General features: G+C 35.4%; 15 protein-coding genes. 2 read left to right on the plus strand and 13 right to left on the minus strand.

Annotation, left to right across the window (positions count from 1 at the left end; genetic code table 11):
* Entirely contained in the window at positions 1–447 is a 447-nt protein-coding gene (locus ACSSV9_RS02715) for a hypothetical protein (RefSeq protein ID WP_437345680.1), read from the minus strand.
* Between the two features lie 136 nt (positions 448–583).
* On the opposite strand from ACSSV9_RS02715, the gene ACSSV9_RS02720 reads away from it, so the two are divergent.
* On the plus strand, positions 584–1153 hold the full coding sequence (locus ACSSV9_RS02720) for a DUF1579 domain-containing protein (RefSeq protein ID WP_437345681.1): 570 nt from the start codon (positions 584–586) through the stop codon (positions 1151–1153).
* A gap of 3 nt (positions 1154–1156) precedes the next feature.
* On the opposite strand, the gene ACSSV9_RS02725 is transcribed toward ACSSV9_RS02720, so the two are convergent.
* The 9 genes from ACSSV9_RS02725 to ACSSV9_RS02765 all read right to left on the minus strand — a co-directional run bounded on the left by ACSSV9_RS02725 (position 1157) and on the right by ACSSV9_RS02765 (position 10248).
* Entirely contained in the window at positions 1157–2197 is a 1041-nt protein-coding gene (locus ACSSV9_RS02725) for a beta-propeller domain-containing protein (protein ID WP_437345682.1), read from the minus strand.
* 55 nt (positions 2198–2252) lie between these two features.
* Entirely contained in the window at positions 2253–3395 is a 1143-nt protein-coding gene (locus ACSSV9_RS02730; RefSeq protein ID WP_437345683.1) for an ABC transporter permease, read from the minus strand.
* Positions 3392–4534, minus strand: a complete 1143-nt coding sequence (locus ACSSV9_RS02735; protein ID WP_437345684.1) for an ABC transporter permease — start codon at positions 4532–4534, stop codon at positions 3392–3394. The genes ACSSV9_RS02730 and ACSSV9_RS02735 overlap by 4 nt, the downstream gene beginning before the upstream one ends.
* Positions 4518–5462: an ABC transporter ATP-binding protein gene (locus tag ACSSV9_RS02740; RefSeq protein WP_437345685.1), complete on the minus strand. Its 945-nt coding sequence runs from the start codon at positions 5460–5462 to the stop codon at positions 4518–4520. The genes ACSSV9_RS02735 and ACSSV9_RS02740 overlap by 17 nt, the downstream gene beginning before the upstream one ends.
* Positions 5459–6379, minus strand: a complete 921-nt coding sequence (locus tag ACSSV9_RS02745; RefSeq protein WP_437345686.1) for an ABC transporter ATP-binding protein — start codon at positions 6377–6379, stop codon at positions 5459–5461. The genes ACSSV9_RS02740 and ACSSV9_RS02745 overlap by 4 nt, the downstream gene beginning before the upstream one ends.
* Entirely contained in the window at positions 6380–7342 is a 963-nt protein-coding gene (locus tag ACSSV9_RS02750) for an HlyD family secretion protein (protein WP_437345687.1), read from the minus strand.
* Positions 7290–7958 carry a TetR/AcrR family transcriptional regulator gene (locus ACSSV9_RS02755; RefSeq protein ID WP_437345688.1) on the minus strand — a complete coding sequence of 223 codons (669 nt, stop codon included), beginning with the start codon at positions 7956–7958 and terminating at the stop codon, positions 7290–7292. Before ACSSV9_RS02755 ends, ACSSV9_RS02750 begins: the two co-directional genes overlap by 53 nt.
* Before the next feature lie 118 nt (positions 7959–8076).
* Positions 8077–9219, minus strand: coding sequence for a C1 family peptidase (locus tag ACSSV9_RS02760; RefSeq protein WP_437345689.1), 1143 nt, complete (start codon positions 9217–9219; stop codon positions 8077–8079).
* Positions 9220–9885: 666 nt separating this feature from the next.
* A complete protein-coding gene (locus ACSSV9_RS02765; RefSeq protein WP_437345690.1) occupies positions 9886–10248 on the minus strand; it encodes a co-chaperone GroES in 363 nt (120 codons plus the stop codon).
* Positions 10249–10322: 74 nt separating this feature from the next.
* Here ACSSV9_RS02765 and ACSSV9_RS02770 point away from each other — a divergent pair, with 74 nt between their 5' ends.
* Positions 10323–10919 carry a class I SAM-dependent methyltransferase gene (locus tag ACSSV9_RS02770; protein WP_437345691.1) on the plus strand — a complete coding sequence of 199 codons (597 nt, stop codon included), beginning with the start codon at positions 10323–10325 and terminating at the stop codon, positions 10917–10919.
* A 6-nt stretch (positions 10920–10925) separates the two neighbouring features.
* Here the strand turns inward: ACSSV9_RS02770 and trxB are convergent, their stop codons facing one another.
* The 3 genes from trxB to ACSSV9_RS02785 all read right to left on the minus strand — a co-directional run bounded on the left by trxB (position 10926) and on the right by ACSSV9_RS02785 (position 14406).
* Entirely contained in the window at positions 10926–11879 is a 954-nt protein-coding gene (gene trxB / locus ACSSV9_RS02775; protein ID WP_437345692.1) for a thioredoxin-disulfide reductase, read from the minus strand.
* A 24-nt stretch (positions 11880–11903) separates the two neighbouring features.
* Entirely contained in the window at positions 11904–12254 is a 351-nt protein-coding gene (locus tag ACSSV9_RS02780; protein WP_437345693.1) for a thioredoxin family protein, read from the minus strand.
* Between the two features lie 868 nt (positions 12255–13122).
* Entirely contained in the window at positions 13123–14406 is a 1284-nt protein-coding gene (locus tag ACSSV9_RS02785; RefSeq protein WP_437345694.1) for an McrC family protein, read from the minus strand.
* Position 14407 lies beyond the last annotated feature (1 nt).

Here is a 14407-nt window from a genome sequence, read left to right on the forward strand (position 1 = left end):
CTACCTCACTATGCCATTTTTATTGAGAAGAAATTTTTCTTGATTGTCAATCAATTCAATGTAAGGTTGACGCTGATTCATAGCTGGATTTTCGAGAGTTTTATCGGTATAAACATTTATTTTTTTGAACAGCTTCATACCTCTTTCAGTCGGGAAAAACAAGTAGATATTTTTAAATCCTTGCGACGTTATATAATAGTATCCTTCTAAATCTCTTATTATACGCACTTGTTTATTAACTGTATTCGACGAATCCCCTGTTTCTTCAAAGAAAAGAGGATTTACATTTATCGAAAACGAATGACGTTTTTCGTGCACATATCCATTTTCGTCGACATTAAGAACCGATTCGATCGGCCAGGAAAAATCCGCAGGCTTCAGCATTAACACGGTGCACGAACAAATTGTTAAAGATAAAGCGAGAGTTGCAAATATCTTCCTAATCATCTCTAAGCCCCTTTTTGAACAGTAATTAACATACACAATTTCTATTTTAAATTGAATAGTTGCACTTATATTTTTCTTTTTTTTGGAGATTATATTAACTAAGTTAACTATCATTTTAAACAACGAAAGGAATACCATGAAAAAACTAATTTCATTTTTATCAATAATCGTATTTTTATCAGGAGTTTCATACGGACAGGACGATCCGGCAGCCATGGAAGCCTGGATGAAATATATGACACCGGGTCCGATGCACGAGATGCTTTCCTCGATGGCAGGCGACTGGAAAACTGTAATGACCATGAAAGGTCAGGGCGGTCAAGAAATGAAAAGCGAAGGAACAGCCAAATTTGAAATGATCATGGGTGGCAGATACCTGAAATCGACCTTCCATAGCGACATGATGGGAATGGCAATGGAGGGAATTGGTATTGATGCCTACGACAATGCAAAAAAAGAATTTATTAGTATCTGGATCGACAATATGGGAACTGGCGTGACAGTGTTAAACGGAAAGTTCGACGAAACCACAAAAACAATTACTTATTATGGTACAACTGTCGATCCCGCCACTGGAAAGGATTCAAAAATTAAGTCCGTTACAAAAATAATTGACGACGACAACCATAAATTCGAAATGTATAACGTCCTGCCTGACGGTTCGGAAGCTTTGATGTTTGATATGGATTATATCAGAATAAAATAATTATTATTCAGAAAACGGCTTAAAGTTGGCCGAAAAATTATTTGCATTGAAACCGGGCATCTCGTGGAGTTGACCGGTTTCTCTATTAAAAAACCAGAGGTTTTTCTTCAATCCATTATCCACCGTAATACAGACTATTTTGCCATCGGAAGAAATTACGGGACTGTCTGCAAAATCAGAAAAGCTTACGAGCTGCCTTTGATTGCTACCATCCGAATTCATCACAAAAATTTCAGACCTGCCGTTTCTATTACTGACAAAGATAATTTCTTTACCATCGGGAGTAAATAGAGGTTTATTGTTCCATTCGGTTGTATTTGTCAATTGATTTCTGTTAGAGCCGTTGTTATTCATAATAAAAATTTGAGCCACTGAATTTTTATAAGCGACAGAAATAATTTTTGAACCATCCGGAGAATAATTGCACAAAACCTCATAATCTTCATTGTCGGTAAGTTTATTCAAATTCGATCCGTCTATATTTACTGTATAGATATCAGAAGTATTGTTGTTCTGTAAAATGAAAATCAATTTGCTGCCGTCGGGGGAAAAATTAATCGAGCGTGGTTTTCCTTCGGGTAAATTTAATTTAATTCTGTTTGTTCCGTTGCTATTTATAAGAGCAATGCTTTCGTCATACAAAAATGCAATCTTACTCCCATCTTTCGAAAAAACAGGTTCTCTGCCCTCGCTCAGTATTTTTTGCGTTTTAGTTGCAAGGTCGTACAATACAATATTAGAATTTGATGAGTTATCGAAAGCAGTATATAGAATTTTAGAACCATCTGGAGAATAAATCGGATCGAAATCCCAGGTTTGATTAAAAGTCAATCGTTTCTGGGAAATGCTGTCGAGTCCAGTGGTATAAAGTTCCGTTTTGTTTCCCAATTCCAGATTAGTTTCTCCGCTGTAGTCTCTGTCGGAAACAAAAACAATCTCGTATTTTTTTATAATTTCAATATCGGGTTCAAACGGATTTTCTTTATTGCAAGAAACAATTGATATAAGAAAAAACAACAAAGGCAGATACACGGCTTTTTTCATTTAATCCCCTTTTAATCGTTTTGTAAGTTATAGCTATAACACAATAATGTCAAATTCATTCCAGTCTTTTGTGAAATCTCTTTGCGGCGAGGAAAAGTATCGCTGTCCCCATCAGAGCCAGTATTAATGTTTCCTGCCACAAATCTGCTATTCCGATACCCTTTAGGATGACGCCGCGAATAATAGTAATAAAATATTTCAACGGGATTATGTAGGTTACATACTGAATTATTCTGGGCATATTTTCAATCGGGAAAACAAATCCCGAAAGATAAATCATCGGCATCGTAGCTCCGAAAACCGTTACCATCATTGCTTGCTGTTGTGTTCTGGAAACTGTCGATATAAATAGTCCTATCCCGAGTGTAGAAAGAATAAAGAGCAAAGATGCAAAAAAGAAAAAGAGGATGCTGCCTCTTATCGGAATACCGAACCAAAATATCATAACTGAATTTACCAACAGTATCATTATCAATCCGAGTATGGTAAAAGGCAATATTTTGCCGAGAATCATTTGCCACGGTTTAATCGGGGTAACAATCAACTGTTCGAGAGTGCCGAATTCTTTTTCTTTTACGATGGCAAGCGAAGTAAGCAACGTTGTAATAATCATCAACAGAAGCGCCGTTATGCCCGGCACCATAAATACTCGAGTTTTTAATTCAGGATTGTACCAGATTCTGGTTTCGGCATCTACTGATTTCAATGGAACCCTTATGCCATTTCTTTCTATTTTATCGAGTAGAATTGTTTTTGCATAAGCAGCGGTTATCGCCTGAATGTATCCGAAAGCAATTGAGCCTTTATTACCGTCAGAACCATCGACAATTACCTGAACTTTTGTTCCGTTATTGTTTTCGATCCCCTTTTCAAATTCTCGAGGTATAATCAATCCCATCACGGCTTTTCCGTTCATAATGGCATTTTCAATTTCCTCATAATTTTCTGTGTTCCCCTTAATTGTGAAATAACCGGAGTTTATAATCTTTTCAACATATTTACGGCTGGCAGAAGATTTATCTCTGTCGAGTAAATAAAAATCGACATTATTCACATCGAATGTAGCAGCATATCCTAAAATTATTGTCTGGAGAACCGGTGCAGCAAGAACAATAGCGAACATTTTCGGGTCACGCTTAAGCTGCTGGAATTCTTTAATTATAAAATGGATTACTGTGGCGAAACCATTTCCCTTCAACCGTTTAATTCCTTCAATTGTTTTTTATTATATATTTTCGAAGCAGCAACTACAACTATCACAGTGAAGATTGCCATATAGAGCAACTGATCCCAAAAAACTTCTATTCCGGCTCCTTTAAGCAATATCGATCGGAGGCATACAATATAAAATTTCGTTGGAGTAACATTCGAAAAGATGCGAATAATATATGGCATACTTTCAATCGGAAATACAAAACCCGACAGGAGCATAGAAGGTAAAAGCGAAATTAACGTACCGGCTTGAAATGCCACTTGAAGAGAATCTGCAATTATGGAAACCAAAATTCCAATACCGATAGACGCCGCCAGAAAGAATAATGTGCTTATTAACAGCCATAAATAACTTCCTTTAACAGCAATTCCAAAAAAAAGATACCCGGCAGCCAGAATTACTCCCGCATTTATAAAGGCTATTACGATATACGGTATGGCTTTCCCAATCAAGAGTTCCGGAATTCTTATAGAAGAAACATTTAATTGCTCAACGGTTCCACGTTCTTTTTCCCTTACAATTGATAACGAAATTGTTACAACTGCAATTATAATTAGTATCATTCCTATCAGACCTGGAATTAGAAACCGTGTAGAATTTAAATCGGGATTGAACCAGAATCGCGGTTCAAGTGATATCGATGATGCTAATTTTATTCCCCTTGAGGATAGAAATTCATAGTTCAGATTATTTGAATAATTCGCAACGGCAACATTAACATAATTCATTATTATTGTAGCTGTATTTCCATCGACTCCATCGATAAGAAATTGAATTTTAGCAACTTCGTTTCTGTGTATCTCATTTGAAAAATCTGACGGAATAACAGCAATGCATTGTGCCTTTTTTCTATCAAGATACTCTTTAATTTCTATATCCGATTTAAGATTCGTTACCAGGTCGAAGTAATCTGTACTCAAAAGAGAATTAATAAATTTCCTGCTCTCAGAGGAATTGTCCCTGTCTAAAACAGCCAGTTGTATATGCTGAACATCGAAATTGATTGCATATCCAAATACAACAAGCAGAAAAACAGGGAAAAGAAAAATCACTCCCATCATCCTTACATCCCGGAGCAACTGTCGTGTCTCTTTAACTGCGATTGCTTTAATTCTGTTGAGCATTGTTACTCCCATGTTCCAGTAAATGAATAAATACGTCTTCAAGAGTTGGAACAATACGTGTTATTCTGTCGATCTTAAATCCTTTTTGAGTACAGTAATTTTCTAATTCAGCGGGATTTTCAAACTGTTTTTTTGTGATGACGTGAATTTTTTTCCCAAAAATCGATACGTCGATAATAAACTTTGCCTTCTTTAAAATATCCATCAGATCGACAGGTTTTTCTGTTTCGATTTCAAAAACATCGCCGTCTATATATTCGGTTTTGAGTCTTTGCGGGTTTCCTTCAGCAATTAATCTTCCAGCGTTGATCAAAATAATATCGTTGCAGTATTCCGCTTCTTCCAGATAATGAGTCGTTACAAGAACAGTTGTCCCTTCGTCCGAAAAGCGATTAATCAAATCCCAAAAATTTCTTCTTGAAACCGGATCAACGCCGCTGGTAGGTTCATCAAGAAACAATATTTCGGGTTTATGAATTACTGCAACGCCCAGAGCCAGGCGTTGTTTGATACCGCCTGGCAAATCTCCGGTTAGCGATCTTTCTTTCCCGACGAGATTCGAAATTTCGAGCACCCATTTTTTTCGCTCTTCAAGTAGCTTTCCTTTAAGACCATAAACTCCACCAAAAAATTCGATGTTTTCTTCGATAGTCAGGTCATTATATAGTGAAAAGCGCTGTGACATATAACCAATACTTTGCTTCACTTTATCGGGTTCTTTCATAATGCTGAAGCCACCGACAACAGCATCTCCAGAAGTCGGTTCGAGCAAGCCACACAGCATTCGGATTGTAGTCGATTTACCAGCACCGTTGGCACCAAGGAATCCAAAGATTTCTCCTTTTTCAACTTTGAATGAAATGGAATCTACTGCAGTAAAATCGCCAAACTTTTTTGTTAAATTTTCCACAACGATACTATAGTTCATCCGCTCAATTTCCTGTGTTTAATCAGATTCATAAATACATTTTCTATTGAAGGTTCGGTCAATCGACTGTCTATCACTTCCACATTTGCTGAATTTAATATTCTCAAAATGCTATCGGCTTCTTCATGGTTATTTACCAATACATTAATCCTGTCACCGAAAAGTTGAATATCATTATTAATTTCAGAAGACAATAATTCATGGGCTATTTTAATTGGTTTGCACACAATTTCGAGACTCCACAAGCCAATAGATTTTTTTATATTGCCTGGAGTATCGCAGGCAATAATTTCACCGTTATTAAACATTGCAACCCGACTGCATCTTTCGGCTTCGTCGAGATAAGGAGTAGCCATAACTATAGTAATTTTTTCTTTAATCAAATCTGCCAGTATTTTCCAGAAGTCGCGTCTCGAAACCGGGTCCACACCCGTAGTTGGTTCGTCGAGAAACAATATTTCCGGTTTATGGATTAAACTGCATGCCAATGCGAGTTTTTGTTTCATGCCTCCCGAGAGTTTTTCTGCCAATCGTTTTCTAAAAGGTTTCAATCTGGTAAATTCGAGCAGCTCTTCCCTTCTCTTTTTGTAATCCGTTACGTCATGAATTTCGGCAAAGAATTCGATATTTTCGTCGACAGTAAGATCGCCGTAAAGACTAAATTTTTGCGATAAATATCCGATTCTTTTTTGAATGGAATTTCTCTTTTCGCGAATATCTTCGTCAAATAAGCGAACAGTTCCTTCACTTGGATAAAGTAGTCCGCACATAATTCTTATGGTAGTTGTTTTACCCGCACCGTCCGGTCCAACAAATCCAAACATTTCTCCTCTTTTTATACTCAAGGATATGCCGCGGAGGGCAACGGTTTTTCCATATTTGCGATGCAGATTATTAATTTCTATAATTCCGTTCATTCAATTCAATCCAGGTTGAATTGTTGCGTCTGCCGGTATTCCAACTTTAAGAATGAAATCTGGATTTGGTATTTCGATTTTAACTTCGAATACAAGTTTTGTTCTTTCGTCTCTGGTCTGGATATTTTTAGGTGTAAATTCAGCTTCGGGGGAAATGTAAATTATTCTGCCTTTAAAAATTCTATCGGGATAAGCGTCTACTGCAACTTCTACTTTCTGTCCAAGCTTAATTTTCGGCAATTCAGTTTCAGGAATATAAATCGACATTTTAACCTTGCTCAAATCGGATATTTTAAATAGAGCTGAGAGCATTGTAACCGTTTCACCTTTTTCAATGAATTTTTTCACAACGAATCCATCAATTGGAGAAACCACAAAACAGTCTTTCAAATTTTTTTTCAAAAGATCAACCGAAGCTCTGGCTTTTTGGACATTTGCTTCGGCTTGTTTTATTTCTTCTGGTCTTGCAATGTTTTTGAGTTTTCTCAAGTTTTCTTCGGCAGAATTGTACTGAGCAGACATTATCTGATATCTCGTTTCAGCATCGTCGAGCTGTTTTTTATTGACCGCGCCGGTATTAAACAAGTTCTTAATTCTTTCATAATCAGTTTTAGCAGAACTCAAATTTGCGCTGGCCTGTCTTAGAACTTCCTCGGCCTGTTTAATATCTTCTTTCCTGGTTCCGTTTATCAGCAAAGTCAATTGAGCTTCAGCCATTTTTAAAGCAGCTTCGGCTTGTTTTAATTGCAGATGGTATGATGTCGTATCTATTATGCAGAGAGTATCGCCTTTATTAACCTGCTCGCCTTCGTCTTTTAATAGATCGATTATCTGCCCGCTTACCTGAGAGCTTATTAATGCTTCCGTCGATTCGATAGTACCTGATTCGACAATATTTTCTTGTTCGTTATCACCGCAGCCATATAAAAAGACTGCCAATAGAAGAATAAAAATCTTTTTCATTTTCTTCAGACCGTTTGTTTTTGATTATTTTTTTATAAGCTTCTTTTCCTTTCTCCGTAAGAATTCCATTAATGAAAATCCCCATGGTATAATCCACCGCTTCTTTTAGCGAAAAACTATTATCAAGTATAAAGTCGGGATTAATAACCGATTTAACAGAACTCAGAAAAACAGCTAAAATTATCTGCGGGGGAATATTAACTATGTAACCTTCCTCGATTCCCTGAATAAATACCCGAAAAATATCTTTATTAATAACCTTAGTTCTCATTTCGTCTATTTCCTTCCAGATATCCGGTTTATAGACGCGAATATCGTTCATCCAGTTGACACTAAGTCGGCTTGCTGCCATTGATTTTAGTGTGTCTAAAAGTAGTACGATTTTTTCAATCGAATTAAGATTGTCTTTTAAAATATTTCCGATATTTTTTTTAATATTCTTTTTAAGATTTTGAACTGCAGCGTTCAACAGCTCGTCTTTAGAATGGTAGTATTTATATATAGTCTTTTTACTCATTTTTAAGTCGGCTGCAATCATATCCATAGATACACTGCTGAATCCATCTCGGAAAAATTTTTCCTGCGCTGCTTTTAATATTCTTTCTTTTTCACTCATAGAATTCTGTTTCTTAACGATGTCAAAATAAGTACAGGAAACTACAAAGTCAAATATTAGTTTCTCGGGTTTCCGATAAAAAATGTCTGGTGCAATTAGAAAAGTTCAAAGCTCCGATTTAAAATCCTAATCTATCTCTTAGATCCTTCGGAACGGCGTCTTTGTGAACCATTATGGCAATAACTTTTAGTTTAGTATAAGACTCCGACATATACCAGTAACCGTCGTATTTTTTATCTTTGGTGCCCCACGAGTTTTTGGTATAGTAATATTTATTGCCGTTTTCGTCTTTTGCCAGTCCAACTATATGCATCAGGTGGTCGTCTGTAGTAGTTTGATTGTCGAACGTTTCCTGTCTCATTTCCTGATCGACAGTTTTTTCTATTAACTGTTCATTATTTTCATTACTCTCTTCATCGCTTGAATCCTCTACGGGGAGAGTGGCTATTCCTTTCTTCCTGTCGAAACTTTTTTCGCTGACGTCTCCATCCCAGGCAATCGAATATCCATTTTTGAGTGCATAATCCATTATACGCATTAAGTCATCGATTGGTACGTTATAATATAAATCTTTGCTCCAGTTATCTGGAATTTCAAGGTCAAATTTTTCATAAAATGGATGATGTGTAAAAGAAGTAAATTCAACATAATCATCGGGATTAAATCCGAGTGAATCAACAAAACTTTTGGGAGTGTATTTTTTGCCATTGTATTCAAATTCTGCCGGAGGTTCACCAAGATAAATTTCGAGCGCGCTTTCGACAAGCTGCCTCCATGCGGGAGTAATTTTTCCCCCTTTTTTCTTAACTACAGTACTTACAATCTCTTTAAGTACGGCGTCCATCTCGCCATGGTTATGTTCTTTTTCTCCCCACTTTAAGCCGGGATAAATCTCCTCCGGAACCATTCCGTATCGGCGAATTACATTCATTACATCATGCGCCTGACCACCCATACCAAAGTTTGCCAATCCATTGTATCTGATATAATTTTCCGCTTTTAATGGATACGTAAACCGCACATTCCACATCGGCGAAAGGATATGAACTCCCTTGCCCATCCTGATTAATTCTGTTTCAATAAATGACATTGTAGCGAACGACCAACAAGTACCTGTTTTCGCTTGATTCTTTACAGGCGTAGTTTCAACTTTATAAATCATCTCAAAGTGTTTTTCGTATTTCTCTTTTTTCTGCGCTGTCAAAACAAACGGAATTATCGCTACAAAAAAGATTATTTGAAAAATTTTTCTGCGATGCATGTTTTTCTCATATTTATTTATAAATTTATTTCAGCAGCCTTAAAATAATGAGAAATGTAAATTATAACGAGAAAATTTTAACATTTCTTGTTCTGGTATAACGTTTAATTTTCACTCTAATACCATTAATTTGTCAAAAGTTTGTTTTTGATGCTGGATTACAGGAACGTTGATGTGCTGGAGTGCTGATGTGCTGGGGTGCTGGGGTTCTTTGTTTTTGGAATATATTATCTAATTTAGAGTGAGTTTGCTACTCTCGTTTCACTTTTAAAGACGGGGGTCTTACTCGAATAAACAAGTTTATGTTCGTTTTTAAAGATGTGGTGATTTATCTGTCATCGCAAATCCAGCTTAACGGGGACGAAGCTATTTTGTTTGTAGAGAATTGTATCAGTGTTTGCTTCGTTAGCTTTGCTCAATCACAAAGACGAGGGCCAATGTTTTGAGAGCTTAGCTTGAAACTGAGTATTCGATTCATTCCTCACAAAAATAATAGACTCCCTCTTCCAAAAAACTTTGAACAAAGAACCACGAACATTGAACAACGAACCAAGCACATAATCATAGAATAATTAATTACTCCCTGTTCCCTAATCCCTCATCCCTAAATTAAAATTAATTCCAGAATATAAATCATAAGTTATAAGCTGTAGAGTCAGATAAAAATTATGAGAGCAGGTCTTCGTCCCTGTAAAGAATAAGAATTGCAGCTTGAGGAACAACGACTAACTTTTCGCCGTCAATTTCGACTTCCACTGCTTCTTTTCTTAGAAAGATGGCATAATCGCCTTCGTGGGCTTGCAGAGGAAAATATTTAATTGGCTTCCGTTCTTTCCACGGTTCGTCGTCTTCAACTGGAATACCCATCGGATAACCGGGTCCCACTTTGATTACGTATCCACCCTGTACTTTTTCTTTTTTGTGCACGCCTGGCGGCAAATAGAGACCGCTGTTCGTCTTCGAGGCACTCTCTTCGGGCTTTATTAAAACACGGTCGCCTACTATTATTATTTTCGATGTATCGATCAATTCAATTATTTTTTTATTTTTAGTTACTTTAAAATACCAAATAATCCGCAGTTCATCAATTCGGAGAAATCAACATGAAAGAGTTATGGGATAGAAGATATTCCTCTGAAGAATATATTTACGGAATAGAACCGAACGAATTTTTTAAAATTCAAATAGCAACACTTCCGCCGGGAAGAATTTTACTATTGGGAGAGGGTGAAGGCAGAAATGCAGTCTATGCGGCCGAACTTGGATGGGGTGTAGAAGCCGTTGACTTCAGCCAATCAGGTAAACTAAAAGCCGAACGATTGGCCGCCGAAAAAAATGTGAGGATAAACTATATTGTTAGTGATTTAAATAAATTTCAACCCGCGCAGGATTCTTACGACGCAGTAGGACTTTTTTTTGTTCACTTTGAAGAAGATTTAAGAAAGCATATACACAAAAATGCCATCGATGCCTTAAAAAAAGGAGGCAGATTGATAATGGAGGCATTTGAAAAAGATCAATTGAATTATGATTCCGGCGGTCCAAAAAATTTATCGCTTCTCTATTCTTTAGAAGATATAGCTGAAGATTTTATTGACCTCGATTTCGAATATTTTGCCAAAGAAATTGTGACACTCAACGAAGGTAAAGGACATAAGGGCAAAGCCTCCGTCATTCGATTTATTGGAATAAAAGTTTGAATTCTTTCAGGAATTGACAGGTTCACTTTTTAACTTTTTCAAATTATTGACGTATTCGGCTGCGCTCAACGCTGCCACAGTTCCATCTCCGACAGCAGTCGTAACCTGGCGAAATCTTTTAGCAATCGAATCACCTGCAGCAAACACGCCCTTTATATTGGTCGACATATTTTTATCTACTACAATTTCCCCATAATCATTCAATTCGAGTATGCCTTTGAACATTTCTGTATTTGGCACATAGCCGATAAAAATAAAAACGCCGTCTATCTCCATTTCGGTTAGCTCGCCTGTGCGTTGATTTCTAATTTTAACAGCGTTCAACTTTTCTTCGCCTATAAATTCTTCAATTTTCGATTCCATAATAAAATTGATTTTGGGATTTTTACGTGCTTCAATGACGTAATGTTCGAATGCCTGGAAATGGTCGAATTGATGGACAACAGTTACAGACGAGGCATATTTTGTAAGCGCTACGGCTTCTTCAAGTGCTGAATTTCCTCCTCCTACAACGATAATTTTTTTATCCTGGAAAAAGTCGCCATCGCACGTAGCACAATACGAAATCCCCATTCCCTTGAATTTATCTTCTCCCGGAACACCCAGAGTTCTCGAACGCCCACCCGTTGCAATTATCAATGCATCGGAAGTATAAACTTCACCGTTCGTCAGTTCAACAGATTTTATTTCATCCTCGAGATTGACTTTGCTTATTTTTATGTTCGTTTTAATTTGAGCCCCGAATTTAAGAGCTTGATTTTTCATATTTCTTGCGAGTTGATAGCCGCTAATCGAATCGACACCAGGATAATTTGCTATTTCGTGCGTCAATACCATTTGTCCGCCTACAGCTCCTTCATTCAAAATGAGCGTATTTACTTTTGCTCTCGACAAATAGATAGCAGCTGTTAGACCTGCGGCTCCTGCTCCAATAACAATTACGTCGTAATGATTTTCCATCTCGATGCTCCGGGAAAAAATTAATTATTTATTATTACCAAAATATTCATCAAGGATAGCAGTAATCTGCTCTTTTGTCTGTATACTACTTGTAGCTTTTACAACTTTGCCATTTTTATAATAGACCACGAAGGGCAAGCCTGCAAAGTTTCTGCATTCTGGTAAATCTCTAATTACACTTGCATCTGGAATGTCGAATTCCATATCGGCAAATTTAACGTGCGGATATTCTTTTTCGAGTTCTTCCATCACTTCGTAAACTGGGATACACATGGGACCCATTCGCCCACAGCAAATCATTACATTTTCATTTTCCTGTAATAATTTTGAATGCTCGTCTTTTGAAAGAACATGAGTAAGATTTGTGTAAAGCATGATATTCCTCTTTTAATTATTTTATACAGCCAATCTGATGATTTTTTTATCAAAAGGTTTCAATTCAATAGTACTTGAAAAAGTTTATTTAAAAAATTTTATCAAACAGATAGCTATTAATACCCTCTATCCATCTGATTATAAGTTATGTATAAGAGTATCTTAGCGAAGAGTAAATCTGATAAAATCTTAATGGATTGAATCTGCTATATGCAATAACATTGTACTCTTTACAAAAAACGATAACCTGCAAAATAAATAGAATGCCCTCTCAACTTATTGTAAAATTGAATACTACCACAGAAACATTCAAAAAAGAATCTTTTGTTGATAAATCCTTGAATAATATTGATGAGGTTATGAAACAAAATTTTAGGTACTTGGATTTTTATAACAAAGTGTCTATAAAAGTTCACTGTTATTCAGTTAATGATTATTAGAAAAAAACAAAATTTTTGAAAAACTTTAAGTAAAAAGCTAAAAAAATTTATTAAGAAAAAATGAAAAGTAAAGCCGGCACAAGGTTAAATATGTTGTTTATATTTTCCTCCTTCTTATATAGCCATAATTCAATTTAATGCTGAACTGATACTATAAAGTCATTATTAATAAAATATCCAATCGTAGTATTCCTTTTATCAAAAAGAGTTTTAGAGTTCCTGATTGCTTCACTATGGTTTAATACAAACAAGGAATTCTCGTCGTCTTCTATATTGAAAAACTATGATCTGTAAAAGCTTTTTTTACACAATAAGATTGATAAAATTAAGATACAGTCACTCAATAGTTTGTGGTTTTTAAAGAATATTTCTCATTGAATTGATTATATCAGTAAAGAAATGACATTTTATACATTATTTTATACCTCTTAAGGGGCTGTTAGAATTGACCACAAATTTTTATAAATCTCTTTTTGCCAAAATGATATATTTTTATCCGCCTCTATTATTACAGGTATTTTTATTAAGAAGCATTTCCTGTCATCTGAATTATATCGTATTGATTTTCTAAAAAATCCTCGTCGTAACTTATCTTCTTTTTGCGATTCGTTGCTGGCTCCATATGGATATATTAATGCTGAAATTTGGGCATTATAATATTCTTGATAAACAAATATTTGATATAAATCTTCACTCGAGGGAGTAAAATCTTGAAGCACTTTCCATTTTGTATCAAGTACAAATTGCATGTTATTATTATTTACTATTATATCAGCTCTTATATTCATGTGCGTATTATTTAAAGTTAAAAATCGCATCGACTTTTGACTCTCGATTTTAGTTTGTTCGTCTTTGTATTTTCTCAATGTATAAAAAATAAATTTTTCCCAGAGCTCATTCATATCAAACATTAATGCAAGTACACTATGTCTTCCTGTTCTTAAATCGGGGTGATATTGTAATAATATCTGTTTAGCAATATTGATTGCATTTTTATAGCAATGCGTTTTACGATTAAAAACAAGTTTATCGAAAGTAGATTGGGTTATTTTGATATTTGGCAATTCTGGAAAGTTAAATAAAAGTGAATTAATTCTATCTTGTAAATTAAGATTAGTATTTATTTTACTTATTAAGTTAAGTGCTTTGTATAAGATAATGTTAAAAAGATTCTCATAATCATAAAATGAATAATTGACAAAAAAACGCTCCCTATGAATATAATTCTTGATAATATGATTATTAAAAACTAAACGCCCCTTGAAGGTAGTAAGATTTTTTTCTATCCTTCTATAACTCTTAACCAATCCTGTCTTAATCAAGTATTCCAATTCATGTATGAATAATTCAAAATAAAGATCCAGAATAGTATTACGATGTATTCTTAAATTAGAGTAACCTGTATAATCCACCTTAATGTTATTGACAGTTCTAAGCATACTAATTAATACTCTACGCCACTTATATATTTCATCGCGATTTTTTATGTCTCCATTAGATACTCTGTCTGCCTTTGGTAATACTTCTATTAAATAATTTCCAATCTGAAGTACACCAACATATTGGTTAAATTTCACACCGTTATGTATTAAGCTGTAGTACGGTGTAGCTTTATCTTCAAAATATCTGACTAAGGCTTCATAAAGCGGATAATCAGATTTATCAAATTTTAAGATACCGTGTTCGAATACAGTTATTATTTTACGACTCATC

The organism is Melioribacter sulfuriphilus (assembly GCF_051488685.1).
In the GTDB taxonomy this organism is placed as follows: domain Bacteria; phylum Bacteroidota; class Ignavibacteria; order Ignavibacteriales; family Melioribacteraceae; genus Melioribacter.

Bases quoted from the DNA above. Each gene is read 5' to 3' on its own strand.
- ACSSV9_RS02755 (WP_437345688.1), bottom strand. From the start codon at position 7,958: ATGAGTGAAAAAGAAAGAATATTAAAAGCAGCGCAGGAAAAATTTTTC.
- trxB (WP_437345692.1), bottom strand. From the start codon at position 11,879: ATGGAAAATCATTACGACGTAATTGTTATTGGAGCAGGAGCCGCAGGT.
- ACSSV9_RS02770 (WP_437345691.1), top strand. From the start codon at position 10,323: ATGAAAGAGTTATGGGATAGAAGATATTCCTCTGAAGAATATATTTAC.
- ACSSV9_RS02785 (WP_437345694.1), bottom strand. From the start codon at position 14,406: ATGAGTCGTAAAATAATAACTGTATTCGAACACGGTATCTTAAAATTT.
- ACSSV9_RS02740 (WP_437345685.1), bottom strand. From the start codon at position 5,462: ATGAACTATAGTATCGTTGTGGAAAATTTAACAAAAAAGTTTGGCGAT.
- ACSSV9_RS02715 (WP_437345680.1), bottom strand. From the start codon at position 447: ATGATTAGGAAGATATTTGCAACTCTCGCTTTATCTTTAACAATTTGT.
- ACSSV9_RS02720 (WP_437345681.1), top strand. From the start codon at position 584: ATGAAAAAACTAATTTCATTTTTATCAATAATCGTATTTTTATCAGGA.
- ACSSV9_RS02725 (WP_437345682.1), bottom strand. From the start codon at position 2,197: ATGAAAAAAGCCGTGTATCTGCCTTTGTTGTTTTTTCTTATATCAATT.
- ACSSV9_RS02745 (WP_437345686.1), bottom strand. From the start codon at position 6,379: ATGAACGGAATTATAGAAATTAATAATCTGCATCGCAAATATGGAAAA.
- ACSSV9_RS02735 (WP_437345684.1), bottom strand. From the start codon at position 4,534: ATGCTCAACAGAATTAAAGCAATCGCAGTTAAAGAGACACGACAGTTG.
- ACSSV9_RS02750 (WP_437345687.1), bottom strand. From the start codon at position 7,342: ATGAAAAAGATTTTTATTCTTCTATTGGCAGTCTTTTTATATGGCTGC.
- ACSSV9_RS02760 (WP_437345689.1), bottom strand. From the start codon at position 9,219: ATGCATCGCAGAAAAATTTTTCAAATAATCTTTTTTGTAGCGATAATT.
- ACSSV9_RS02780 (WP_437345693.1), bottom strand. From the start codon at position 12,254: ATGCTTTACACAAATCTTACTCATGTTCTTTCAAAAGACGAGCATTCA.